Below are 24,619 nucleotides of genomic sequence, written 5' to 3'. Positions count from 1 at the left end.
TTGACGAGAGGGGCTGAAGACGGCGGAAAGGGCCGATGACGGACAGTTCGCGCAACACTTTGGGGCATGGCCTCAAGATCGGCGACGTGGAGATCGCCGGCCGGGTGCTGATGGCTCCGATGACGGGGGTCACCGACCTGCCGTTCCGTCTGCTCGCCTCGAAGTTGGGCGCGGCCTATGTGGCGACCGAGATGGTGGCCTCGGCCGAACTGGCGCGCGGGCGGCCTGATGTGGTGCGGCGCGCGGCGGTCGGCGGCGGCCTGCCCCTGACGGTGATCCAGCTGGTCGGCCGCGATCCCGGCGCGATGGCTGAGGGCGCGCGCATGGCCGAGGCCGCGGGCGCCGACATCATCGACCTGAATTTCGGCTGCCCGGCCAAGGAGGTCACGGGCGCGGCCTCGGGCTCGGCCCTGATGCGCACCCCCGATCTGGCCTCGCGCCTGATCGCCGCCGCCGTCGGGGCCGTCAGCCGCCCGGTGACGGTCAAGATGCGTCTCGGCTGGGACGACGACAGCAGGAACGCCGCCTGGCTGGCCAGACGCGCCGAGGCGCTGGGCGTCGCCGCCGTCACCGTCCACGGCCGCACGCGCCAGCAGTTCTACACCGGGATCGCCGACTGGGACGCGGTGGGGGAGGTCAAGGCGACCGTCGGCATCCCCGTCATCGTCAACGGCGACATCATCACCGCCGGACAGGCCCGCGAGGCGCTGGAGCGCTCCGGCGCCGACGCCCTGATGCTGGGACGCGGCGTCTATGGCCGACCCTGGCTGGCGGCCCATCTGGATCGCGCACTGGCCGACGGAACCGAGCTGGAGGAGCCCGGACCGGAGGAGCGGCTGGCCATCGTCGCCGAGCATCTGAAGGCCTCCGTCGCCTTTTACGACGGACCGGTGGGGCTGAAGATGTTCCGCAAACATCTGGGCTGGTACGTCGAACAGGCGCCCTGGCCCGCCGACCCGGCGGAGCGCCGCGCGGCCAAGTCGCGACTGTGCCGGCTGGACGATCCCGAAAGCGTGATCCGGGAGCTGAAAAACCTTTGGTTACCAATGGCTCATTTCGGCAACTCTCCTGTTGAGTTTTCGCCACAGCTGGTTGAAGCTGATGCGGCATGACGGACACACCCGCCTCCCTGCCGGGCGCCGATAATGAAGCCCTGACGGCGACCGAGACCGAGCCCAGCCTGTGGGCGCGGTTCGCGGCCGGACGCGCGCGCGCCCTGTTCGGCGCGGCCTACGGCATCGCGGTCATCGTGGCGGCGGCGGCGATCTGGCTGGTGGCGGTCGCGCCCGGGGCCGGCGTCGACGGCGGCGCCCGTGCGGTGGCCGGTCAGGCGGTCCTCTTCATCCTTCTGGCCAACCTGATCCTGATCGGGGGCCTGGCGGTCATCATCGGGACCCAGGTGATGCGGCTGGCCCGCGCCCGGCGCAGCGATCCGGGCGCCCGACTGCACCTGCGCTTCGTCGCCCTGTTCTCGCTGGTGGCGGTCGTGCCGGCCATCCTGATCGCCCTGGTGTTCGGCGTCCTGGTCAACCGGGGCGTCGATCAGTGGTTCAGCAAGAACGTTCAGGACGCCGTCGATAACGGGTCCCTGATCGGCAGGGCCTATATCGCGGACGTCGGGGGCGACATGACGCGCGACCTGGGGGCCATGTCCAACGAGCTGGGCGGCGTGCGTCAGCTGTTCGACAACCGCATCCAGTTCACTGGCGCCCTGACCCAGGTCGCGGATTTCTTCGGCTATCCGGCCGTCTATATCCTGAACGGCGACGGCGAGGTTCTGGCCCGCGGCGAGTTGCCGGGCGCGCCGCCCTATGTCGCCCCGCCGCGCTCGGCGCTGGAGATCGCGGCCGAGGGTCAGGACGCCCCGGTCTCGGTCACCGAGAACCCCGACACCGTGCGGGCCCTGTATCCGCTGCCGGGCTATGGCGACGCCTATCTCTATGTCGTGCGGCCGCTGGCCCCGGGTCTGGTGGCCCAGATGCGGTCGGCGACCCAGTCGATCCAGGGCTATCGCGAGGCCGAGGAAAGCCGCGCCCGCATCCAGTCGGCCTTCGCCCTCAGCTATCTCGAGACGGCGCTGCTGGTGCTGGTGGGCGCCGTGTGGCTGGGCATGTCGGCGGCCAGCGCTATCTCCGGCCCCATCGGCCGGCTGATCAAGGCGGCGGACCAGGTGGCGGGCGGCGACCTGAGCGCCCGCGTCGACAACCAGGGCGCCCCCGGCGAGATCGCCGACCTGTCCGAGGCCTTCAACCGCATGACCGGCGACCTGGAGCACCAGCAGGCGGCGCTGAAGACGGCCAGCGAAGACGCCCAGTCGCGCACCCTGTTCATCGAGACCGTCCTGTCCGGCGTCAGCGCGGGCGTCATCGGTCTGGACCGGCGCGGCCGGGTCTCGGCCATCAACGACAGCGCCCTGCAACTGCTGTCGATCGACGAGTCCGAAGTCCACGGCAAGCCCCTGGCCCAGGTGGCGCCCGAACTGTCGGAGCTGGTCGGCCGGGTCGAGGCCCATATCGAGGAAGACATCGACGTCGCGCGCGAGGGCGAGACCCGGCGGCTGCGCGTCCGCATCGAGGGCGGGCAGGGCGGGGAGATGGTCCTGACCTTCGACGACATCACCCGTCTGGTCACGGCGCAGCGGAATGCCGCCTGGCGCGACGTGGCCCGCCGCATCGCCCACGAGATCAAGAACCCCCTGACCCCGATCCAGCTGTCGGCCGAGCGGCTGCGGCGCAAGTATCGCGCGCGCATCGGCGACGACGTCGAGGTCTTCGACCGCTGCACCGACACGATCATTCGCCAGGTCGGCGATATCGGCCGGATGGTCGACGAGTTCTCGTCCTTCGCCCGGATGCCGACGCCGCGCTTCACGGCGGAGAACCCGGCCGAGCTCCTGCGCGAAGCCGTCTTCGCCCAGCGGGTCGCCGCGCCCGACATCGCCGTCGAACTGGTCGAGCCCCTGCCCAATGTGAAGTTCCAGGCCGACGGCCGCATGGTCGGTCAGGCCCTGGCCAACATCCTCAAGAACGCCGGCGAGGCCGTAGCCGCCCGGCGGCTCGGCGCGTCCGAGGTGGATGAGACCGCGCCGGCCATCATCGCGAAGCTCTCGGTCGAAAACGGTATCGCGACCTTCGTCATCGAGGACGACGGCAAGGGCCTGCCCGCCCGCGACCGCGACCGTCTGACCGAGCCCTATGTCACCACCCGCGAGAAGGGCACCGGCCTGGGCCTCGCCATCGTCAAACGCATCTGCGAGGACCATGGCGGCGAGCTCAAGCTGGCCGACGCGGAGACCCTGCATGGCGCGCGGGTCTGTCTGATCTTCCCCCTGAACCCCCACCCCAAGGCTGCCGAAGACGCCCGCGCGTCCGGTGTGGTCGCGGCCGAATAGTGAGGCGATATGCGTTCTACTGGCGCTGACATCCTGATCGTCGATGACGAGGCGGACATTCGCGAACTGGTCTCGGGCCTGCTCGAGGACGAGGGCCACGCCGTGCGCGTGGCCTCCAACGCCGAGGAGGCCCTGGCGGGCATCCGGGCGCGCAAGCCCACCCTGCTGGTGCTCGACATCTGGATGCAGGGCGGCGGCATGGACGGGCTGGAGCTGCTCGACATGGTCAAGGAGCTGGACGCCGATCTGCCGGTCGTCATGATCTCCGGCCACGGCAATATCGAAACCGCCGTCAGCGCCCTGAAGCGCGGCGCCTATGACTTCATCGAAAAGCCGTTCAAGTCGGACCGGCTTGTGGTGGTCATCGAGCGGGCGCTGGAGGCCGCGACCCTCAAGCGCGAGAACCGCCGCCTGCGGGCCCAGGCCTCGGTGCCCACGGGCCTGATCGGCCGATCGGCGGCGGCCCAGGCCCTGCGCTCGACCATCACCAAGGTGGCTCCGGCCAACAGCCGCGTGCTCATCTCGGGTCCTCCCGGTTCCGGCAAGGAGCTGGTCGCGCGCCAGATCCACGAGGCCAGTCCGCGCGGCCGTGGCGAGTTCGTCGCGATCTCCGCCGCCGGTATGACCCCCGAACGCCTCGACGTCGAACTGTTCGGTGAGGAGGGCGCAGACGGCCGCCCGCGCAAGATCGGGGTGTTCGAGCGCGCCCATAACGGCACCCTGTATCTCGACGACGTCGGCGACATGCCGCGCGAGAGCCAGAGCCGCATCCTGCGCGTCCTGGTCGACCAGCGCTTCCGCCGGGTCGGCGGCGAGCAGGACGTCCAGGTCGATGTGCGCGTCGTCACCTCGACTTCGCGCGACCTGAAGGTCGAGATTACCGAGGGGCGCTTCCGGGAGGACCTGTTCCACCGCCTGAACGTGGTGCCGATCCGCGTCCCGCCGCTGTCGGAACGCCGTGAGGACATCTCCGAACTGGTCGACTATTTCATCGACAGCCTGTCGAGCTCCCAGGGGCTGCCGCGCCGGCGTATGGGCGACGACGCCGTCGCCGTGCTGCAGGTCCATCCCTGGCCGGGCAACGTCCGCCAGCTGAGGAACAACGTCGAGCGGCTGCTGATCCTGGCGACCGGCGACCTCAACGACCCGATCAGCGCCGAGATGCTGCCGCAGGAGGTGGCCTCGTCCAACTCCGGCGCCTCCATGGGAGCCGAACGCACCATCGCCCTGCCTCTGCGTGAGGCTCGGGAGGTGTTCGAGCGCGAATACCTGGCCGCCCAGATCATGCGCTTCGGCGGCAATATCTCGCGCACCGCAGCCTTCATCGGCATGGAGCGCTCGGCCCTGCACAGGAAGCTCAAGTCGCTGGGCGTTTCGCCGTCGCGCGGCGGGGATGACGACGAAGGAAGTCTGGACTGATGTCACGCGTCGCCTACGTCAACGGCCAGTACCAGCCGCACGGACAGGCCACGGTCCATATCGAGGATCGCGGCTTCCAGTTCGCCGATGGCGTCTATGAGGTCTGGGCTGTGTTCGACGGGCTGTTGGCCGACTACGAGGGTCATATGACCCGGCTGGGCCGCAGCCTTTCGGAGCTGCGCATTCCCGCCCCGATGACGAAGGAAGCCCTGACCCGGGTCCTGCGCGAGACCATCCGGAGGAACCGGGTGCGCGACGGGCTGGTCTATCTGCAGGTCACGCGCGGCACGGCCCGGCGTGACCACGCCTTTCCCGCCGAGGGCACGCCGCCCAGCGTCATCGTCACCGCGAAGAACCTGAACTACCCCCGCTCCGAGGCCCAGGCCGCGAAGGGCGTGGCGGTCATCACCCAGCCGGACATCCGCTGGGGGCGGTGCGACATCAAGACCGTGGGTCTGCTGCCCAATGCTCTCGCCAAGCAGGCCGCCAAGGAGCGCGGCGCCGCCGAGGCGTGGTTTGTCGATGAAATGGGGCTGGTGACCGAGGGCTCCTCGACCAACGCCTGGATCGTGGACCAGGCCGGCAAGCTGAGGACGCGCGACACCCAGGCCAACATCCTGCGCGGGGTCACCCGCGCCGCGGTGCTCGACATCCTGGCCTCCGAAGGCTTCGAGCTGGACGAGCGTCCGTTCAGCGTGGACGAGGCCAAGGCCGCGAAGGAGGCCTTCTACACCTCGGCCAGCGGCTTCGTGACGCCCGCCATCTCCATCGACGGGGCGAGGATCGGCGACGGCAAGCCGGGCCCGGTCGCGACCAGACTCAGGGCGCGGTATATTGAAGCGGCCCGGCGCGACGCGGTCTGAGGAAATGGCGAGGCGGGCAGTACTGGAGCGACTGGCGGATCTGGTCTTCGGCGTGCGCGTCGACGCGCCCAAGGCGCGCGACACCGACGGCGATTGGGAAGAGATCGGTCGACTGAACCCGTATTTCGGCGTGCTGACCGATCCGCGATACAAGACGGAAAATCTGACCGAGGCCACGCGCAGCGAGTTCTTCGAAAGCGGTCGCGAGACGGTCAATGGGCAGCTGGCGCTTCTTCGGCAGCGGTTTCCCGACTTCGATCCCGCCTCAGCCCTTGATTTTGGTTGCGGGGTCGGCCGACTGACCCGCGCCCTGGGCGAGGTGACCGGCGATGCCGTCGGGATCGATATCTCCGAGTCCATGCTGGCCGAGGCCCGGCGGCAGGCTCCGCCGACCGCAACCTTCAGGAAGGATTTTCCGGATCGGTCGTTCGACTGGCTGATGTCATTGATCGTCTTCCAGCATATCCCGCCCGAGCGCGGCTATGAGCTGCTGAGGGCGTTGATCCAGCGCCTGGCGCCTGGCGGCTGCATCACCCTTCAGTTTGTCATCTATCGCGACGAACGTTTTGCGCGGGTGGCTGGAGGGCGGATCACGATCGGCGATTCCGGCGTCGGCGAGGCCTCCGGCGCCAGGGCCCTCGACCGGTTGGCGCGAGGGGAGATGGTCATGTTCGACTATGATCTGTCGATTATCGCCGCCATTCTTTTCGCCGGAGGGATGGACGCCCTGGATCTTGAGCATAGTGATCATGGGGGCTTCCACGGAGTGATTATCCGGGGCCGCAAGTCCGGCTGACCCTTGGCCCCTCGGGGAATTTTATGTGGGTGATCAGGCACGGCGCCGGTTGCGGCGGCACGAGCGTGGCGTCTAAGGTGACGGTGCCGGGCGCTTCGATCCGGTCCCCGTTCTCCCCGGCGGGCGCAACAAGCAAGAACAGGAACAACCTGCCATGTCGCAAGACAAGCGTCAGAACCTTCAGGACACCTTCCTCAACTCGGTCCGCAAGACCAAGACCCCGCTGACGATCTTCCTCGTCAACGGCGTCAAGCTGCAGGGCATCGTGACCTGGTTCGACAACTTCTGCGTGCTGCTGCGCCGCGACGGCCAGTCGCAGCTGGTCTACAAGCACGCGATCTCGACCATCATGCCCTCGGCCCCGGTTCAGCTCTACGAGCCCGACGCCGACGAGGACTGATCGGCCCGGTTCGCCTGCGGTCGCATACGAAACCTGTCCTTCCGAAACGGGGGGACGCGCACTACATTGCGTCACCGGACCCCGTTTCGGGGATGACGGCGTGCGCCTGTGCCGCCGTCGCAGAACCCAAAAGACAGAGACCCTTTGACTTCAAAACTGATCGACCATTCCGTTCCCCTGATCCGCGCGATCGTCATCCATCCGGACGGGCGTAGCGAAAGCTCCCGACTGGCGGAGGAACGGCTGGAAGAGGCGGCGGGCCTGGCCCGCGCGCTGGACCTCGACGTGCGCGCCGAGGAGATCGTGCGTATCCGCAAGACGACCCCCGCCACCCTGTTCGGCGCCGGCAAGGTCGAGGAGCTGGCGGCCCTGGTCCGTGCGGCCGAGGCCGAGGCCGTGGTCGTCGACGACCAGCTGACCCCCGTCCAGCAACGCAATCTGGAGAAGGCGTGGGAGTGCAAGGTCATCGACCGCACCGGCCTGATCCTCGAGATCTTCGGGCGTCGCGCCCGCACCAAGGAAGGTCGGCTGCAGGTCGAACTGGCCCGGCTCGACTATGAGCGTTCGCGCCTCGTCCGCACCTGGACCCACCTTGAGCGGCAACGCGGCGGCACCGGCTCGACCGGCGGCCCCGGCGAAACCCAGATCGAGCTCGACCGCCGCCTGATCGCCGACCGCATCGTCCGTCTGAAGGGCGAGCTGGAGGAGGTGCGGCGTACGCGCGGCCTGCACCGCAAGCAGCGGCAGAAGGCGCCGTTCCCGACCATCGCCCTGGTGGGCTACACCAACGCCGGCAAGTCGACCCTGTTCAACCGGCTGACGGGTTCCGAGGTCCTGGCCAAGGACCTGCTGTTCGCCACTCTCGACACCACCCAGCGCACCATTCGCCTGCCGCAAGGCCGGCCGGCCATCGTCGCGGACACCGTCGGCTTCATCTCCGACCTGCCGCACGAATTGGTCGAGAGCTTCCGCGCCACTCTGGAGGAGGTCGGGGAGGCCGATCTGATCCTGCACGTCCGCGACATCGCCTCGCCCGACAGCGCGGCGCAGGCGAGGGACGTCGAACAGGTGCTGAAGCAGATCGAGATTCCGGAGGGCAAGACCCGCCGGGTGCTCGAGGTCTGGAACAAGATCGACCTGCTGGACGAGGAGGCTCGCGAGGCTATCGTCGGTCAGGCCGAGCGCCTCGCCGCCGAGGGCAAGGCGGTCGCCGTCTCGGCCTGGACCGGGGAGGGGATCGATCCCCTGCGTCAGGTCATCACCACCCTGATCGACGACGATCCGGAGACCCGGCTGACGCTGGAGCCCGAGCAGGGCGAGGCCCTGGCCTGGCTGTATCAGCACGGACGGGTGACCTTCCGCGACACCGACGACGAGGGCCGCACCCACGTCGTCGTCCGCCTCGCGCCCCAGGCGCTGGGCCGGTTCGAGCGCCTCTATCCCGACATGGGGGCCTGACCGTATGGCGGTGATCGAGACCGTCCTGCTGCTGCTCCTGGCCGTCGTGGTCTCAGGAGCGGTGGCGCGGATGACCCGCATCGCCCTGCCTCTGGTGCAGATCGCACTGGGGGCCGGCGTGGTCCTGATCACCGGCCATACCATCGACCTGAAGCCGGACATCTTCTTCCTGCTGTTCCTGCCGCCGCTGCTGTTCCTCGACGGCTGGCGGATCCCCAAGGAGGCCCTGTTCCGCGACCGGGCGGTGATCCTGGAGCTGGCGCTGGGGTTGGTGCTGTTCACCGTCGTCGGGCTGGGCTTCCTGATCTGGTGGATGATCCCGGAGATGCCCCTGCCGGTGGCTTTCGCGCTCGCCGCCATCCTGTCGCCGACTGACCCGATCGCGGTTCAGGCCATCGCCGCCCGCGTGCCCATCCCCAAGCGGCTGATGCATATTCTCGAGGGCGAGGCGATGCTGAACGACGCCACGGGCCTGACCTGTATGCGGATCGCGGTGTTGGCGGCGACGACCGGCGCCTTCTCCATCGGCCATGCGGTCGGGACCTTCGCCTGGCTGGCGCTGGCGGGCGTGGTCGTGGGCATCGTCGTCACCCTGGCCATCGCCACCGCCAAGAACTTCATCTCGAAGAAGTGGGGCGAGGACGTCGGGGCCCAGATCCTCGTCAGCCTGCTGATCCCCTTCGCCGCCTATCTGGTGGCTGAAGAGGTCCACGCCTCGGGCATTCTGGCGGCCGTCGCCGCGGGCGTGACCATGAGCTTCACCGAGCGCGGTCAGACCCAGCAACTGGCCACGACCCGCATCCGCCGCGCCGTGGTCTGGGACACCGTCCAGTTCGCCGCCAACGGGGTGATCTTCGTCATCCTGGGCGAACAGATGCCCTCGATCCTGGCGCGCGCCGCCGAGGTGGTGGCCGGCACCAGCCGTCCCGAGGTGTGGTGGCTGGCGGTCTATGTCTTCGCCATCGTCGCGGCCCTCGCGGCCCTGCGCTTCATCTGGGTGTGGACCTCGCTGAAGATGACCCTGCTGCGTCGCCGGGAGGACGGCCCGCCGCCGAAGGTCGGCTTGCGCCTGACCATGGTCATGTCGATGGCGGGCGTGCGCGGCGCCATCACCCTGGCCGGCATCCTGACCCTGCCGTTCGTTTTGGCGGACGGGTCCGAGATGCCGTCGCGCAACCTCGCCATCTTCCTCGCCGCCGGGGTGATCATCGTCTCCCTGGTGCTGGCGACCCTTGTCCTGCCCGGGCTGATGAAGAACATCCAGCTGCCGCCCGAGCCTTCGCACCAGCAGGAGGAGGACCGGTCCCGCGTCGCCGCCGCCGAGGCCGCGCTTCAGGCCGTCGAGGACAAGGCCCACGCCCTGTCCGAGGGCAAGCCGGATCCGGATATCTATACGGATATCGCCGCCCGGCTCATGGCCCTCTACCGCCAGCGCATCGAGACCCGCACCCGCACCGATGAGGACGACGTCGATGTCTCGCGCCGTCTGGACGAGATCGAGCGGCAGCTGCGCCTCACGGGGCTCAGGGCCGAACGCGACGAGCTCGGCCGCCTGATCCGCGCCCGCCAGATCGATTCCGACACCGGCAAGAAGCTGATCCGGGAGGTCGACCTGCAGGAACTGCGCTTCCTCTGAACGGCTTGCGCGCGGCCCGATCGCGCCCGTTAAGTCCAAAACCCGACCTAAAGTGAGGTTCGCACGCCACAGAGGCCGTCGGGGCCAAAATGCGTTGCGCGAAACGAACGCGCCCGATTCTTCCGCACCCGGCGGAAAACGCGCCTGAACCGTCCAGCGTCACTGGCGGATCACGCTTCCGTGGACCGTTCGCCGGTCACGCTTGAACCCTGAGGCCGTGAGACCACATACTCTCTCGAGCGCCGTCGGAATCGACGGGTCGTTTCGTGGGGTCGCTGCATGTCGCGGGGCTTTTCGGAGCGACGGGCCGGAGATCTCCAATGGCCCGGGAGTAAGTAGAATGACCGAGACCAAAACCCTGCCCGTGTTGCCTCTGAGGGACATCGTGGTTTTCCCGCACATGGTCGTGCCCCTGTTCGTGGGTCGCGAGAAATCCGTGCGCGCCCTTGACGAGATCATGAAGGGTGAGAAGCAGATCCTGCTCGCCACCCAGAAGAACTCCGTCGACGACGATCCGACGCCCGAGGCCATCTATCCGGTCGGCGTCGTCGCCACCGTGCTGCAACTGCTGAAACTGCCCGACGGCACCGTGAAGGTCCTGGTCGAAGGCAAGGGCCGCGCCCGCCTGACCAAATTCACCGACCGCGAGGAGTATTTCGAGGCCGAGGCCGAGACGATCGAGGACGAAGCCGGCGAACCGGCCCAGTCCGAGGCCCTGCTGCGCGCCGTGGTCGAGCAGTTCGAGAACTATGTGAAGCTGAACAAGAAGGTCCCGCCCGAGGCCCTCAGCTCCATTCCCCAGATCACCGAACCGTCCAAGCTGGCCGACAGCGTCGCCGCCCATCTGTCGGTCAAGATCGCCGACAAACAGGCTCTGCTGGAGACCATCGCGGTCCCGGCGCGTCTGGAGAAGGTCTATGGCCTGATGGAGGGCGAAATCTCCGTCCTGCAGGTCGAGAAGAAGATCCGCTCGCGCGTGAAGCGCCAGATGGAGAAGACCCAGCGCGAATATTATCTGAACGAGCAGATGAAGGCGATCCAGCGCGAGCTGGGGGAGACCGACGACGCCCGCGACGAGATCATGGAGCTGGAGAAGCGCATCCGGAAGACCAAGCTGTCCAAGGAAGCCCGCGCCAAGGCCGAGGCCGAGGTCAAGAAGCTGCGCAACATGAGCCCGATGTCGGCCGAGTCGACCGTGGTCCGGAACTACCTGGACTGGCTGCTGTCGATCCCGTGGGGCAAGACCAAGCAGAAGCCGATCGACCTCAACAAGGCCGAGGACATCCTCGAGGAGGATCACTACGGCCTGGAGAAGGTCAAGGAACGCATCATCGAGTATCTGGCCGTCCAGGCCCGCACCAACTCGCTGAAGGGTCCGATCCTGTGCCTCGTCGGCCCTCCCGGCGTCGGCAAGACCTCGCTCGCCAAGTCGATCGCCAAGGCGACCGGCCGTGAGTACATCCGTATGTCGCTGGGCGGCGTGCGTGACGAGGCCGAGATCCGCGGTCACCGCCGGACCTACATCGGCTCGATGCCGGGCAAGATCATCCAGTCGATGAAGAAGGTGAAGACGACCAACGCCTTCATCCTGCTGGACGAGATCGACAAACTGGGCGCCGACTGGCGCGGGGACCCGTCCTCGGCCCTGCTGGAGGTGCTGGACCCGGCCCAGAACAATGCGTTCGGCGACCACTATCTGGAAGTCGACTACGACCTGTCCAACGTCATGTTCGTCACCACGGCCAACAGCCTGAACATGCCTCAACCGTTGATGGACCGGATGGAGATCATCCGGGTCAGCGGCTACACCGAGGACGAGAAGGTCGAGATCGCCAAGCGTCACGTCCTGCCCAAGGTCACGACCGACAACGGTCTGAAGCCGGCGGAGTTCGTGGTGCCGGACGAGACCATCCGCGACCTGATCCGCTACTACACCCGCGAAGCCGGGGTGCGGTCGCTGGAACGGGCCTTCGGCGGCCTGGCTCGCAAGGCCGTGCGCGAGATGGCCAAGACCGGCGTGGACTCCATCACCGTCGATGCGGCCAAGCTGGCCGAGTACGCGGGCGTCCAGAAGTATCGCTACGGCGAGACGGACGAGGAGGATCAGGTCGGCATCGTCACCGGTCTGGCCTGGACCGAGTTCGGCGGCGACATCCTGACCATCGAGGCGATCAAGATGCCGGGCCGCGGCCGCATGACCGTGACCGGCAACCTGAAGGAGGTGATGAAGGAGTCCGTTTCCGCCGCCGCCTCCTACGTCCGGGCCCGCGCCCTGAACATCGGCGTCAAGCCGCCGGTGTTCGAGAAGACCGACATCCACGTGCACGTGCCCGATGGCGCGACGCCCAAGGACGGTCCCTCGGCCGGCGTGGCCATGACGGTGGCCATGGTCTCGGTCCTGACCGGGATCCCGATCCGCAAGGATATCGCCATGACCGGCGAGATCACCCTGCGCGGACGGGTCACCGCCATCGGCGGCCTGAAGGAGAAGCTGCTCGCGGCCCTGCGCTCTGGCATCAAGACGGTGCTGATCCCGCAGGAAAACGAGAAGGACCTGGCCGACGTGCCGGACAATGTGAAGTCGGCGCTGGAGATCGTGCCGATCTCCACGGCGGACGAGGCGCTCAAATGGGCCCTGGTCGGCAGCCTGACCCCGGTCGAGTGGGACGAGGCGGCCGAGCCGCTGAACCCCACCCCGCCGCCCGCCGCGGACGGTTCGGCGGTCGTCAGCCACTGACCGGTTCTTAACCGCAAGGTTGATCCGGCGTTAGGTACGAAAAGCGCGGTCCGGGACCTCCCGGGCCGCGTTTCTCTTTTGACGCGAGCCGAAAACCTGTCCTTACTGATTCCCGGAGGGGTTCGGGGGCGATGCGGAAACGCATCAAACAGGGGGATGCTGACCGGAATGACCAAGGCCGAACTGATCGCCGCCATGGCCGCGGGCGCCGATATCACGCGGGACCAGGCGCGACTGGCGCTCGACGCCTTCACTGACACCGTCACCGAGGCCCTGAAGAAGGGCGACGACGTGCGCATCGTCGGCTTCGGCGCCTTCGTGGTCGTGGACCGCAAGGCCGGCGTCGCCCGCAATCCCCAGACCGGGGCCACCATCAGCCGCCCCGCCTCGCGCACCGCCCGCTTCCGTCTGGGCGAAGGTCTGAAAAGCGTCTTGAACGGTTAGGCCGGGACGGGCAAAAGCTCCGTTCGATCGCGTCGCGGTGAGGGCGGCTAGCTCAGCTGGTCAGAGCATCTCGTTTACACCGAGAGGGTCGGCGGTTCGAACCCGTCGCCGCCTACCATCGCTTCCTGTCAGAGCGGATTGAGGTCCCGGGGTGCCCGGATTTTCCGGAATCGGGCCTCGACGAAGGCGAACATCCCGAACGCCATCAGGCCGAGCGCCGTGAGCCCCAACATCCACGAGCCGCCCGGCTGGCGCTCAAGGGCGTCCAGTGACGACCCGAAGCTGCCGACATCGCTGGATCGTGCATGCCAGCCGGCCAGAATGACCAGCACCGCCAGCGGCAGATAGGCCAGGCCACGCGCGACATAGCCGGTCCGTGCGATGAGCGAGAGCCGGCGACAGAGCCGCTCCGAACAGGCCAGACTATCGCCGAAGTCGGCGCTGAGGCCTTTGATGATGTTTCCGGCCCCGACGGCCGTGACCACAAGCCCCACGCCGATCAGCAAGGCGTCACCGAACGGCAAGGCCAGAAGGATTTCCGCCTTGCGCTGGTTTTCGGCGATGTCCTCGACGGCCATTGAGGGCCCGACCTCATCCAGCAGCTCGAAGACAGCCGAGGCCAGCAGACCATAAAACAGACCGCTCACGGCTTGCCCGCCGCGCAGGAGGATGGCGCGGAGTTCGGAGCCTTCTCGGTCGGCGTCGAACACGGCTTGCAGGATCCGCCAGCCGACGAACGCCCAAAGACCCAGGCCGAGCAGAACGAGCCACAGTCGTCCGAACGGCTGCTGTGCCAGCCAGACCGCCGCCCCCTTCGTCCCGACCGACCGGCCGCCGATGTCGAGCGCCGCCATCAGCGTCAGGGCTCCGACGGAGGCATAGACGAAACCCCGGGCGCCGTAGCCGACGCGAGCCGCCGTCTCGATCAGAACGGGGAGGGGCGGGATTCGTCGCAGCAGCGACGAGCGTCTTCGACCCAGATCACCGAGGCGGGCGGCATGGCGCCGGATCGTCTTGAGCAATGAGGGCAAGGGCAGGTCCGTCTTCAAGCGAGACTGTTCAACCCCCGGCCAATGCAAAGGCTCCGCATCGGCCCGTCCCGGCGCCGCCGGGCAAACAAAAAGGCCGCCGGAACGCTCCGGCGGCCTTTTCGTATTCAGGCTGATCCGATGGATCAGAACCGGAAGCTGGCCCGCAGCAGCAGGGTGTAGCGGACGTAGTCTTCCAGCATCTCGGCGTCGGCGTTGACCGTCAGCATGCCCAGTTCGTTGCCGACCGAGAGACGGAAGCCGGCGATCGGACCGCCGCCTTCGATGTTGGTCGGGTCCAGGGTGAAGGACGAGCCGCCCGAGACGAAGCGGGCCGTCGTGGCGCCCGGATCGACCGAAAGGTTCTGGCGCCAGCCGAGGCGGACCTCAGGGCGGATCCAGCCGTTCGAGCCGAAGCCGTAGCCGATGTTGACCGCCGCGACGCCGGTCAGGATGTGGCCGTCGCGCTCGTCGATATCGAGGTCGAAGCCGTCTCCGCCGCCCGATTCGGTGCGGGCGCCTTCATGCAGGCCGAAATACTCGGCGTAGACTTCCGGACGGACGTTCAGGCGGCCGTAGGTCTTCTCGTACGAGGCGCCGCCGGCCAGAGCCAGGGTGAAGCCGTTCCAGTCCGACTTGTTGTTCAGATACAGGCCGTCGCCGACCAGCGAACGGTCGGCGCTGAAGGTGGCGTAGCCGGCCGCCGCACGAGCCCAGGTCGTCCAGTTCTGGCCCTGGGCGCGCCAGTAGAGGCCCAGTTCGACCAGGCTGGCCGACAGGATCTCTTGGGCCTCGGCCTCGGGGTCCTCGATGTCGGACGAGGTGAAGGCCAGGGACACGCCCACGGCGCCAAGGCTGGTGCCGGTCTCGACGCCGCCCGCGACGCCAAAGCCTTCCGAGCGGAAGCCGTAGGTGTCGGTCTTGTCCTTGTCGGCGTAGAAATTGATCTCCTGGACCCATGCGCTGGTCTCGCCGACGCCGGCGGAGGCGTTGCGGCCGGTCAGGGCGCGGGTCACGGCGTCAACGCCGCTGGCCAGGGAGAGCAGGGGACCGCCCGAGTGGTCGGGCAGGGTCTGCTCATACAGGTTCATCAGCCCGTCCCGGGTCGTTTCCGACAGGAAGGCGTTCTGCAGGGCGGAGTTGGAGGCCAGGCCGCTGTAGACCGCGTCAAAGGCCTGGGACTCGACCCCGATCATGCCGATCTCGGAAGCGGTCCGGCGGCGGGCGTCGATGTAGACGTCGCCCGCGGCGACATCGGCGCCGGCGCTGACGACGAACAGATAGGGGGAGTTGTCCTGCACCCCGGCCGGATTGACCGCGCCGTAGTTCAGCGTGGTGGCGTCGATGAGAGTGAACCGGGTCGGGCTCGTCAGCAGCGAGGTGAAGCGGATGCCCAGGTTGGCGCCGTCCGCGATGTTCGCCGTGCCGTTGACCTTGAAGCCGCCCGCCGACGTCCCGGAGGCCGGGTCCAGCGCCACCAGCAGGGTGCCGTTGGCGCCGACGTTCAGGCCGGTGACGTTCAGCTGGCCGGTCTGGCGGGCTTCGAGGGTGCCGTTGGCGACATTGACGTTGAGCAGGCCGTCGGTGTCCGACAGGGCGCCGCTGACGATCGCGCCGCCGGTGATGTTCAGATTGTCCGCGCCGGCGCCGAAGGCGATGTCGCCGACCCAGGCCCCGTTCTGGATATTGATGGTGTCGGCGCCCGATCCCAGCAGAACGCTGCCGATCATGACCGGCTCATCGATGTCATCGACGCCGTCGTTGTCGGTGTCAGGCTGGGTGCTGTCGGTCGGGCTCAGGATCCCGGTCTGGGTGATGGTCACGCCCGTCGTGTTGGCGCGCAGATCCATGCCGACTGCGGAGCCCGTCACCGCGTCGCCGTTAGCGTTGGCGACCAGGTTGGCCTGGAACGAACCGGTGTTCACGATCGAGGTCAGGGTGCCGCTGAGATCGACCAGGGCGGTGATGTTCGCCGTGCCGCCGCCTGCGGTGGCCAGGATCGAACCGTTGTTCGTGAACGACGGCAGACTGGCGCCAGCGTCGATGCGGATCGCATTGACGGTGTTGGCCAGGCTCGTCGAAGCGGCGGCGGTGATATAGCCGTCGTTGCGCAGGGTGGGCGTGCTGGCGCCGGCCGCCAGATGCAGGGCGGTCGAGTCGGCCTTGTTGGCCAGGGTGGCCATGGTGCCGAAGTTGAAGATCCCGCCAGCCACATTGACCGTCTGGCCGCCCGCGACGCCGAACAGGACGCCGTTGGCGTTGACGCCCTCGTACAGGCCGTTGCCGGTGATGGAGCCGCGGTTGATGAAGCCGTAGGCCGTGTCGGCGGTCGAGCCGGCCACGCCGAGGTTCACCGAGCGGGTCGCCGAGCCGATGGTGACGGCGGGCGCCGTACCGTAGGCGGTGATGTTGGCGGTTCCCTCGCTCAGGTCGGGGCGACCGTCGGCGTCCTCGTCGGTGTTCGCCGCGTCCGTTTCGGTAGGCGCGGAATCGAAGACGACGCCGCCGCCGACGTTGCTGGCCACGATGACGGTGGAGCCCGTCTGCAGAAGGTCCTCGGGCTCAAGGCCCTTCACGAAGGCGTCGCTGCCCAGGGCGTTGTAGCGATAGCCGCTCGAGGTCATCGTCCCCTGCAGCGTCAGTCGTCCCGAGATATCGCCCTTGAACGAGGCCGCGGACGAGCCGCCGCCGTTCGTGACGATACCGCCGTCGAGGGTGACATTGCCGGTGATCGCAGCCGTCGTGCTCACGCCGACGGAGTTGTTGCCGAGCACGGTGATCGTGCCGAAGCTGTTGAGGTTCCCGACCAGGCCCGTATCGACGGCGATGCCGTACGAGTTGTTGCCCTCGACCTGCATGATGGCGCCAGAGTTGATCTGGATGTTCCCGGTGACCGCGCCGGCGCCGGCGAGGCGGATGCCGTAGCGGTTCGTGCCCACGGCCCAGGGGCCGTCGATGTCGCCGTCCTTGTCGTCGTCGGGGTAGGTCGTCAGGCTGTCGGTGACAATCACCTGTCCGTTGACGGTCAGTCCGGTCGTCACGCCGCCGTTGATCAGGATGGCGACCGCGTTATCCGCGGCGTTCTCCACATTGACGTTGGCGCCGCTGTCGACCGTCACGGTGTTGTTCGAATCGACGGTGACCGCGACTCCGGTCGCGATATTGGTGCCGCCGCCCGAGGCGAATCGGATGTTGTCCGCCGCCGTACCGGTGGCGTTCGAGGTCTGGATCGGGGTCGTACGGATAGTCGAAACGACGACCTCCGCCTGAACGCCGGTGGCGACCATCAGCGGAGCGAGCGCTGCAGCGGTCGCGAGCAGTTTACGCATTCGGTAGGAACCCCTGTGGACACACACGCGCACGATTGTCGCGACCCTGTAACAGGGCGTCCGCGAGCTTGCCTCAAGTTTCTCGAATTTGAGGCGATTGCAAGGCCGGAACGACGTCTTTGAAAGCATCTCGCAACGATGCAGCTTGTCAGTGACGCGATCAAAGTGATATCGCTTCGATAACGAATATCGGAGGGATCTGAACATGACCACCCATTCCACCTCGTCCGAAAGGCCGGCCAGCACGACCAACGGCGTGCTGATGCTGCTGCTCGGCCTCGCCCTGATCGTCGGTGGGCCATTACTGGGTTTCGCCGGCGCGGACGCGGCCCAGGCTCATGGAGAAGAGATCGCCTCGGTCGCCCTGGGTCTGTTCGCGGCGGTCATCGGCCTGCTGGCTCTCTGCGGCCTCTATTCGCTGCAACCCAATGAGGCGACGGCCATCCTGCTGTTCGGCGACTACCGCGGCACGGATCGTCACACCGGTCTGCGCTGGGTCCTGCCCTGGTACAGCCGCAAGAAGATTTCCTTGCGGGCGCGAAACATCACCAGCGATAAGCTCAAGGTGAATGACAAGCGCGGCAACCCGGTCGAGATCGCTGCCAACGTGGTCTGGCGGGTGTCGGATTCGGCCCAGGCCCTGTTCGACGTCGACGACTATCAGGCCTTCGTGAACATCCAGGTCGACACCGGCCTGCGCGACATTGCGTCCCACTACGCCTACGACCACGGCGAACAGGTCGAGGGCGTGGATCAGGAGTTGACCCTGCGCGCCGACGCCGAGGACGTCGCCGCCCGGCTGCGCGACGAACTGGCCAAGCGCTGCGGCGTTGCGGGTGTGGTGGTCGACGAGGCCCGCCTGGCCCACCTGGCCTACGCTCCCGAGATCGCCGGCGCCATGCTGCGCCGTCAGCAGGCCGAGGCCATCCTGGCGGCCCGCCGTCTGATCGTCACCGGCGCCGTCGGCATGGTCGAGACCGCGCTGGACGATCTGAGCACGCGCGGCGTCATCGATCTGGACGAGGACCGCAAGGCGGCCATGGTCTCCAACCTGCTGGTCGTGCTGTGCGCGGACCGTGAGGCCCAGCCCGTGGTCAATACCGGCACCCTCTACGGCTGATGGCGGCCAAGCCCCGCAAGCCCTTCCTGATGCGCGCCTCTCCGGGCGTGATGGCGGCCGTCGAACGTCTGGCGGCCGCCGAATTGCGCTCGGTCAACGCCCAGGTGGAGGTGCTGCTGCGCGAGGCACTGCTGCGCCGCGGCGTGGCCATAACCGGGAACGATGCGGCGAACGGTCCGGGGCCTGACGATCCCGCATGACCTCTTGAGCTTGGCGTTGAGCGGGTCTAGGGGCGTTTCATGGTCCCGCGTAAGAAAGCCGCCCGCATCCAAACTCGCACGCCGCGCGTTGCCCGGTCCAAGCGAGCGGAGAAAGCCTCAATGAGCCTGGTCGATCTCGACGTCACCGAAGCCGACCTGCGGCTGATCCCGGGCTGGGACGAGGAAGTCGCCGAGACCCTGCGCATCCTCAAGGCCTCGGCGGAGGATCCCCGGCCGCGTCTGGTCGACACCACCATGCTCTATGCGCCGCGTTCGGGCGGGGTGAAGCGCTATCTGGAATCCAAGAAGGTCTGGCTGGCCGAGAACCGGCCGGGCGTCAGCCACTCCCTGGTCGTGCCCGGCGCGCGCCACGACGCGGGCGCCGACGGCATCATCAAGCTTCGGGCGACGAAGCTGCCCTTCGGCGACGGCTATCGCTGGCCGTCCTCGGTCAAGCGCTGGGGCGCCTGGGTCGCCTCCATGAAGCCCGCCATCATCGAGGCCGGCGATCCCTACACTCCCGGTCAGGGCGCGCTTGAGGCGGGCCAGAGGGCCGGCTGCCCGGTCGTCGGCTTCTGCCACTCCGATCCGGCCGGTCTGGCCGCCCTGCATTTCGGCGAATGGGCCAAGAAGCCGGTCGAGAAGCGTTGGGCCAAGCTGTTCGGCCAGTTCGACCGCGTCGTCTCGCCCAGCCGCTTCATCGCCCGTCGTCTGGAAGAGGCCGGGGTCGGCAATATCGTCATCCGGCCTTTGGGCGTGGAGATCGACACCTTCCGTCCCGACCGCCGGGACCGCGACTGGCTTCTGAAGAAGCTGGGTCTGCCCGCCAGCGCCCGGCTGCTGTGCTTCGCCGGCCGTCCGGCGCGCGAGAAGAACATCGATGTCCTGATCGAGGCGGTTCAGAAGCTGGGCGATCCCTATCATCTGGTGCTGGTCGGGGCCGGGCAGGGGATGCCCGCCGAGGACCGCGTCATCGCCCTGCCGTATGAGAAGGACCCCAAGGCCGTGGCGCGGATCATCGCCAGCTGCGACGCCTTCGTCCACGCCAACGACAAGGAGCCCTTCGGCCTGATCGTCTTGGAGGCCATGGCCTGCGGGCGGCCGGTCGTGGGCGTCAACGCCGGCGGCGTCGCCGAGACGGTCACCAATGAGGTCGGCCAGCTGGCCGCCTCGGCCGACCCGACCGAATACGCCGCCGCCATCGAGGCCCTGTTCGCGCGCGACATCGAGGCCATCGGCGCCGCGGCTCGCGTCCATACGGTCGAACGCTTCGCCTGGAACCGCGTCTTCGAGGACCTGTGCATGGTTTACGCCGACGTCAGCGGCCAGCCGGCCTTCGTCCATCCGGCCGAGGAACTGGCGGTCCACTAGGGCCTTGAGAGGCCTGGCTGACACAGCCGTTCGCCTTTCGCGTTAACCATCTCGCCAACCCGCGTGCGATGGGCCACAAAGCCCGTCTGGTCACGGGCGGGGGCTCGGCGTGCGGCTGTTTCTGATTGTTCTTGTGGCCGTGGGGGCCTGGTTCCTGCCGCCTGCGCCGCGTCCGGTGCAGGCGACGAACGCGCCGCAGCCGGTGGGCTCGTGCCCAACCGCGCCGAACTTCCCGGGCAGGATCGAGCAGGTCGTCCTGACCACGCCCGGCGCCTATGGAAACCTGCAGTACCGCCGTACGCCCCTGGGGCCGAAGACCATCGCCATCACCGTCGATGACGGCCCCGATCCGCGCGGGTCACAGGCGGTCATGGCGATTCTGGAATCCCGTTGCCTGCGCGGGACCTTCTTCTATGTGGGACAGTACGCCGCCCTGCGCCCTGACATCGTCCGCGACGCCGTCCGGCGCGGGCATAATGTCGGCAGCCACAGCTGGTCGCATCCGACCCGTCTGGCGGGGTGGGGCAGGGAGACGGCCCAGGCCGAGATCCGCCGTGGCTTTCTGGCTGTCGAAAACGCCGCTCCGGGCCAGGTGGAGCCCTTCTTCCGCTTCCCGGGGCTCGGCGACAGCGCGGGGCTTCGGAACTGGCTCAGCGACGGGGGAATCGCCGTCGTGGGCGCCGAGGGCGGCACGGACGACTGGCGTGGCATCGGCGCCGAGGCCATCACCCGCCGGACCCTGGCCAATATGGCCGAGAGCGACGGCGGCGTCCTGATCATCCACGAGACCCACCCGGCCATGATCGCCGCCCTGCCGGGCCTGCTGGACGAGCTGAACCGCCGCGGCTTCCGCTTCGTCCAGATCACCGCCGGCGAAGCGGCGCGAAGGGACGCACAGGCGAAACCGCAGACGCTGCTGAGAGCAACTCTTAAGACCGACTGACGATGTCTTGAGAAGGGAAGGCGGGGGACGCGCCATTCTTTCTGATCACAGAAAGAATGGCGCGAGTGACGGGGCTCGAACCCGCGACCTCCGGCGTGACAGGCCGGCACTCTAACCAACTGAGCTACACCCGCGTTGCTCGCTGCGGCGTGGTGCGCCGCGGCGAGGGGCGTCGTTTAGGCGGACGATCGCGGCGGGTCAAGCGACTTTCTTCTACCTTTTTCAGCCTTGTCCGGATCGTCCTGTGGACGGTTTCAGGCGAGGGCCTTCCAGGCGGCTGAATCAAAGAAATGAGCCAGTTCGCCGTGGAGTTTCTCGACCAAGGCCTCGGGCGCGGCCTTGTCGAAATGGCCGCCGCCCTTGCCTTGGCCGTCGCGTTCGCGCAGTCGAATGGTCTGGTTCTGGAAATATCCGGCCCGACGATAGCCGACGAAGTCCGTGTCGAGCATCCGGCCTGCACGCTCCGCCAGCGGCCAGGGGCGGCCCCATGTCACGGCCCATTCAAAGTCCAGGTCCCGGGCTTCCAGCAGCAGGAACAGGGCCAGGAACTCGTGCGTCGCGAACTCGGTGTAGTTCATCAACTCGTCGAACGCGATCACGTCGCCGGCGCGCAGATAGGGGGCCAGGGCCGTGAACACGGTATGGGTCGAGCTGAACAGGTCGCAGTCGATGTGAATCAGCGCGATCCGGGGGCGGCGTCCGCCCCAGGCCGCGATGAACGGCGGAACGGTCGTTTCAAAGAAGCCCTTGTGCAGCGTGACGTTGGCGGGGACGACGGGAAGGTGGGCGACCGAGAAGTCCTGGTCCCACGACTGCCGCCCGTCATCGGGGAAGCCCTCGAAGCTGTCGAAGCCGTGCAGGGCCGCCTGCGGGCGCCGCGCCGCCATGTGTCGGATGGAATCGCCCTTGAAGACCCCGAACTCCAGAATCTCGCCGTCAGGCTCGGCCGACAGCGACAGGGCGGCGTCGAGCACCGGCCGCCACGGCTTGGCCGCCGGCTTGCGTCCCAGCCCGAGGCTGGACCCCAATCCCTGCCAGAAGCCGGGCAGGCGGATGCGGGCGCCCGGAAAGCTCGCATGGGCCGCGCACAGGAAACCGGCGTAGCGGGTGGCGAACGCCAGGCGGCGCGACGGGGTATCGGTCATCGGGGAGGGGGCTTTCGCGGGAGAACACGGATGTCTCTTCCTCCCTAACGGACTGCGGCGACGGCTCCCATAGGGATGTTGCCGGGAGGTCGGGAGGGGCGCGGACGGCGGAGTGACGACCCTTCAAAATCTGCGAACCGTTCTCAATGAAAACCCTTTTACCGCATGGGTTTGAACGGCGACGTTCTTGGGTCTAAGAAGCGCCGAATCCCCCCGATCAGCCGGACTCCCCATCCGGCCCGCGAGGCCATTTTTTATGAACGCATTCCTTCTGCAGTACCTGCCGGTCGTGATCTTTATCGGGATCGCGGCCGTCATCGGCCTGTTGTTTATCGTCGCGGCCCTGCTGATGGCGCCGAACAGCCCCGACTCGGAGAAGCTGTCCGCCTATGAGTGCGGCTTCAACGCCTTCGACGACGCGCGCATGAAGTTCGACGTGCGCTTCTACCTCGTCTCGATCCTCTTCATCATCTTCGACCTGGAAGTGGCCTTCCTGTTCCCGTGGGCCGTGTCGATGTTCGACCTCAGCCATGCCGGCATGGTCTTCGCCTTCTGGTCGATGATGGTCTTCCTCGGCGTTCTGACGGTCGGGTTCATCTACGAATGGAAGAAGGGCGCCCTCGAGTGGGAATAGTGACCAACGACACCCCCCTGATCGGTCGCGGCAACTCGGGCGCCTCGCCCCTGCTCAGCCCGAACGGCCAGCCCATCACCTCTTACGGCATGGGCGCGCGCTCGACCGTCGAGGGCTATGATCCCAAGCTGCACGACAAATTCTTCGAGGCGGTCAACACCGAGGTCGCCGACAAGGGCTTCATCACCGCGCCGCTGGACGACGTCATCACCTGGGCCCGCACCGGTTCGCTGATGTGGATGACCTTCGGCCTGGCCTGCTGCGCCGTGGAGATGATCCAGGCGTCGATGCCGCGCTACGATCTGGAGCGCTTCGGCATGGCCCCGCGCGCCAGCCCGCGTCAGTCCGACCTGATGATCGTTGCCGGCACGCTGACGAACAAGATGGCTCCCGCCCTGCGTAAGGTCTACGACCAGATGCCGGACCCGCGTTACGTGTTGTCGATGGGTTCTTGCGCCAATGGCGGCGGGTATTACCACTACAGCTACAGTGTCGTGCGTGGTTGCGACCGCGTTGTGCCTGTCGACGTCTATGTTCCGGGCTGCCCGCCGACGGCGGAAGCTCTGGTCTATGGCCTGCTGACCTTGCAGAAGAAGATTCGCCGCACCGGGACGATCGAGCGATGAGCGATTTTCCCTCCAGCGCCACCGGCGGCACCCTGGCGAGCCTGATCGCCAATGAGGCCATTCTGACCCCGCTGGGTCAGGAGATGGTCGCCGCGCTCCAGGTCGACGCCCTGGTCGAGCACGGCGAGCTCAACATCACCTGCCACCGCGACCGGATCCTCGAGGTCCTGACCGCGCTGCGCGACACCTACCAGTTCCAGCAGCTGCTTGACGTCTGCGGCGTGGACTACCCCGAGCGGGCCGAGCGGTTCGACGTGGTCTATCACCTGCTGTCGATGACCCGGAACGCGCGCATCCGCGTCAAGGTCGCGACCAATGAGACGGCTCCGGTGCCCAGCGCCGTGTCCGTCTATCCGTCGGCCGGCTGGTTCGAGCGCGAGGCGTTCGACATGTATGGTATGATTTTCGAAGGTCACCCGGACATGCGCCGGCTGCTGACCGACTACGGTTTCCAGGGGCATCCCCTGCGGAAAGACTTCCCGATGACCGGGTATGTCGAAGTGCGTTACGACGAGGAGCAGAAGCGGGTTGTGTATGAACCCGTCAAGCTGACCCAAGAGTTCCGGAACTTTGATTTCCTGTCGCCATGGGAAGGCGCCGAATACCCGGCTCCCGTTCTGCCCGGCGACGAGAAGGCGGGATGAGCACATATGAATCGGGCGGCCTTTCGATCGGCGTCTTCGTTCTTTCTGGTCACGTTCTCGACCGCGTTCCTGTTCACCCTGGGCGCCCGGCTGACCGGGTGGTTCACGCGGACGCCGGACGTGCCGCCGCAGCAGCAGCAGGCGCTGGGCATCGCGATCATGGTCGCCGTGGTCTGTCTGGCCGTGGGAGCGGGCATTCGCAGGCTATCGGCCGGCGAGCTGCAGAGCGCGCTGCTGGGCGCCTCGGCCATTCTTCTCTCGACGCCGCTGGCGATCGCGGTCCTGACCGGCGACTGGCAGCTGTCGACGGCCGCCGTCTCCAGCATGGGGCTGCTCACTCTCGCGCTCGGATGGCTGGTGGCGCTCACGCGCCGGCATCAGCCGAGCATCGAACCGATCGAAACGGAGCTGTCTGATGGCTGACGGCGCAAAGAT

The 24,619-nt window shown here is 67.5% G+C and carries 21 protein-coding genes and 2 tRNA genes; 19 read left to right on the top strand and 4 right to left on the bottom strand.

All coding sequences use genetic code 11. The features are described 5' to 3' along the window. The first annotated feature begins 59 nt into the window (after positions 1–59). The 11 genes from dusB (at position 60) to AC1ROD_RS09820 (ending at position 13,262) form a co-directional block, all read left to right on the top strand. The gene (dusB, locus tag AC1ROD_RS09870; RefSeq protein WP_492948440.1) at positions 60–1,112 is read left to right on the top strand and encodes a tRNA dihydrouridine synthase DusB; all 1,053 of its coding nucleotides are present in this window, start codon (positions 60–62) and stop codon (positions 1,110–1,112) included. Further along, positions 1,109–3,391 carry a sensor histidine kinase NtrY-like gene (locus AC1ROD_RS09865; protein ID WP_492948073.1) on the top strand — a complete coding sequence of 761 codons (2,283 nt, stop codon included), beginning with the start codon at positions 1,109–1,111 and terminating at the stop codon, positions 3,389–3,391. Before dusB ends, AC1ROD_RS09865 begins: the two co-directional genes overlap by 4 nt. A gap of 9 nt (positions 3,392–3,400) precedes the next feature. Then, positions 3,401–4,810: a nitrogen assimilation response regulator NtrX gene (gene ntrX, locus AC1ROD_RS09860; RefSeq protein WP_492948072.1), complete on the top strand. Its 1,410-nt coding sequence runs from the start codon at positions 3,401–3,403 to the stop codon at positions 4,808–4,810. After that, entirely contained in the window at positions 4,810–5,673 is an 864-nt protein-coding gene (locus AC1ROD_RS09855) for a D-amino-acid transaminase (RefSeq protein ID WP_492948071.1), read from the top strand. Before ntrX ends, AC1ROD_RS09855 begins: the two co-directional genes overlap by 1 nt. 4 nt (positions 5,674–5,677) lie before the next feature. Then, positions 5,678–6,469, top strand: a complete 792-nt coding sequence (locus AC1ROD_RS09850) for a class I SAM-dependent methyltransferase (RefSeq protein WP_492948070.1) — start codon at positions 5,678–5,680, stop codon at positions 6,467–6,469. A 154-nt stretch (positions 6,470–6,623) separates the two neighbouring features. Further along, positions 6,624–6,869, top strand: a complete 246-nt coding sequence (gene hfq / locus AC1ROD_RS09845) for an RNA chaperone Hfq (RefSeq protein WP_131249128.1) — start codon at positions 6,624–6,626, stop codon at positions 6,867–6,869. A 144-nt stretch (positions 6,870–7,013) separates the two neighbouring features. After that, entirely contained in the window at positions 7,014–8,327 is a 1,314-nt protein-coding gene (hflX, locus tag AC1ROD_RS09840) for a GTPase HflX (protein ID WP_492948069.1), read from the top strand. A 4-nt stretch (positions 8,328–8,331) separates the two neighbouring features. Next, positions 8,332–9,963 (top strand): Na+/H+ antiporter, encoded by a 1,632-nt coding sequence (locus tag AC1ROD_RS09835; RefSeq protein WP_492948068.1) that lies wholly within the window; start codon positions 8,332–8,334, stop codon positions 9,961–9,963. A 340-nt stretch (positions 9,964–10,303) separates the two neighbouring features. Continuing rightward, positions 10,304–12,700, top strand: a complete 2,397-nt coding sequence (gene lon, locus AC1ROD_RS09830) for an endopeptidase La (RefSeq protein ID WP_492948067.1) — start codon at positions 10,304–10,306, stop codon at positions 12,698–12,700. 168 nt (positions 12,701–12,868) lie between these two features. Then, a complete protein-coding gene (locus AC1ROD_RS09825) occupies positions 12,869–13,144 on the top strand; it encodes an HU family DNA-binding protein (RefSeq protein WP_492948066.1) in 276 nt (91 codons plus the stop codon). A 41-nt stretch (positions 13,145–13,185) separates the two neighbouring features. After that, positions 13,186–13,262: transfer RNA gene (locus tag AC1ROD_RS09820), tRNA-Val, on the top strand. A 10-nt stretch (positions 13,263–13,272) separates the two neighbouring features. Here AC1ROD_RS09820 and AC1ROD_RS09815 read toward each other — a convergent pair. Together AC1ROD_RS09815 and AC1ROD_RS09810 are read right to left on the bottom strand one after the other, a co-directional pair. Next, the gene (locus AC1ROD_RS09815; protein WP_492948065.1) at positions 13,273–14,193 is read right to left on the bottom strand and encodes a DUF1206 domain-containing protein; all 921 of its coding nucleotides are present in this window, start codon (positions 14,191–14,193) and stop codon (positions 13,273–13,275) included. Between the two features lie 125 nt (positions 14,194–14,318). Then, a complete protein-coding gene (locus AC1ROD_RS09810) occupies positions 14,319–17,501 on the bottom strand; it encodes an autotransporter domain-containing protein (protein WP_492948064.1) in 3,183 nt (1,060 codons plus the stop codon). A gap of 205 nt (positions 17,502–17,706) precedes the next feature. Here AC1ROD_RS09810 and AC1ROD_RS09805 point away from each other — a divergent pair, with 205 nt between their 5' ends. The 4 genes from AC1ROD_RS09805 to AC1ROD_RS09790 all read left to right on the top strand — a co-directional run bounded on the left by AC1ROD_RS09805 (position 17,707) and on the right by AC1ROD_RS09790 (position 21,135). Continuing rightward, positions 17,707–18,621, top strand: a complete 915-nt coding sequence (locus AC1ROD_RS09805; protein WP_492948063.1) for an SPFH domain-containing protein — start codon at positions 17,707–17,709, stop codon at positions 18,619–18,621. Beyond that, positions 18,621–18,821 (top strand): type II toxin-antitoxin system antitoxin, encoded by a 201-nt coding sequence (locus AC1ROD_RS09800; protein ID WP_492948062.1) that lies wholly within the window; start codon positions 18,621–18,623, stop codon positions 18,819–18,821. Before AC1ROD_RS09805 ends, AC1ROD_RS09800 begins: the two co-directional genes overlap by 1 nt. A 120-nt stretch (positions 18,822–18,941) precedes the next feature. After that, positions 18,942–20,192 (top strand): glycosyltransferase, encoded by a 1,251-nt coding sequence (locus tag AC1ROD_RS09795; RefSeq protein ID WP_492948061.1) that lies wholly within the window; start codon positions 18,942–18,944, stop codon positions 20,190–20,192. A 109-nt stretch (positions 20,193–20,301) separates the two neighbouring features. Further along, the gene (locus tag AC1ROD_RS09790) at positions 20,302–21,135 is read left to right on the top strand and encodes a polysaccharide deacetylase family protein (protein ID WP_492948060.1); all 834 of its coding nucleotides are present in this window, start codon (positions 20,302–20,304) and stop codon (positions 21,133–21,135) included. Between the two features lie 57 nt (positions 21,136–21,192). On the opposite strand, the gene AC1ROD_RS09785 is transcribed toward AC1ROD_RS09790, so the two are convergent. Together AC1ROD_RS09785 and AC1ROD_RS09780 are read right to left on the bottom strand one after the other, a co-directional pair. After that, positions 21,193–21,269: transfer RNA gene (locus AC1ROD_RS09785), tRNA-Asp, on the bottom strand. Between the two features lie 120 nt (positions 21,270–21,389). Next, positions 21,390–22,280, bottom strand: a complete 891-nt coding sequence (locus tag AC1ROD_RS09780; protein WP_492948059.1) for a class I SAM-dependent methyltransferase — start codon at positions 22,278–22,280, stop codon at positions 21,390–21,392. A 256-nt stretch (positions 22,281–22,536) separates the two neighbouring features. Here AC1ROD_RS09780 and AC1ROD_RS09775 point away from each other — a divergent pair, with 256 nt between their 5' ends. The 4 genes from AC1ROD_RS09775 (at position 22,537) to AC1ROD_RS09760 (ending at position 24,607) form a co-directional block, all read left to right on the top strand. Beyond that, positions 22,537–22,914: an NADH-quinone oxidoreductase subunit A gene (locus tag AC1ROD_RS09775; protein ID WP_492948058.1), complete on the top strand. Its 378-nt coding sequence runs from the start codon at positions 22,537–22,539 to the stop codon at positions 22,912–22,914. Beyond that, positions 22,884–23,540 (top strand): NuoB/complex I 20 kDa subunit family protein, encoded by a 657-nt coding sequence (locus tag AC1ROD_RS09770; RefSeq protein WP_492948057.1) that lies wholly within the window; start codon positions 22,884–22,886, stop codon positions 23,538–23,540. The genes AC1ROD_RS09775 and AC1ROD_RS09770 overlap by 31 nt, the downstream gene beginning before the upstream one ends. A gap of 83 nt (positions 23,541–23,623) precedes the next feature. Then, the gene (locus tag AC1ROD_RS09765; RefSeq protein ID WP_492948439.1) at positions 23,624–24,184 is read left to right on the top strand and encodes an NADH-quinone oxidoreductase subunit C; all 561 of its coding nucleotides are present in this window, start codon (positions 23,624–23,626) and stop codon (positions 24,182–24,184) included. Between the two features lie 6 nt (positions 24,185–24,190). Next, positions 24,191–24,607 (top strand): hypothetical protein, encoded by a 417-nt coding sequence (locus AC1ROD_RS09760; protein WP_492032639.1) that lies wholly within the window; start codon positions 24,191–24,193, stop codon positions 24,605–24,607. The last annotated feature ends 12 nt before the right edge of the window (positions 24,608–24,619 follow it).

This window comes from Brevundimonas sp. GW821-FHT12E07 (assembly GCF_058807035.1).
The sequence above is the reverse complement of the archived record's forward strand: the minus strand, read 5'-3'. Positions and strand labels throughout refer to the sequence as shown.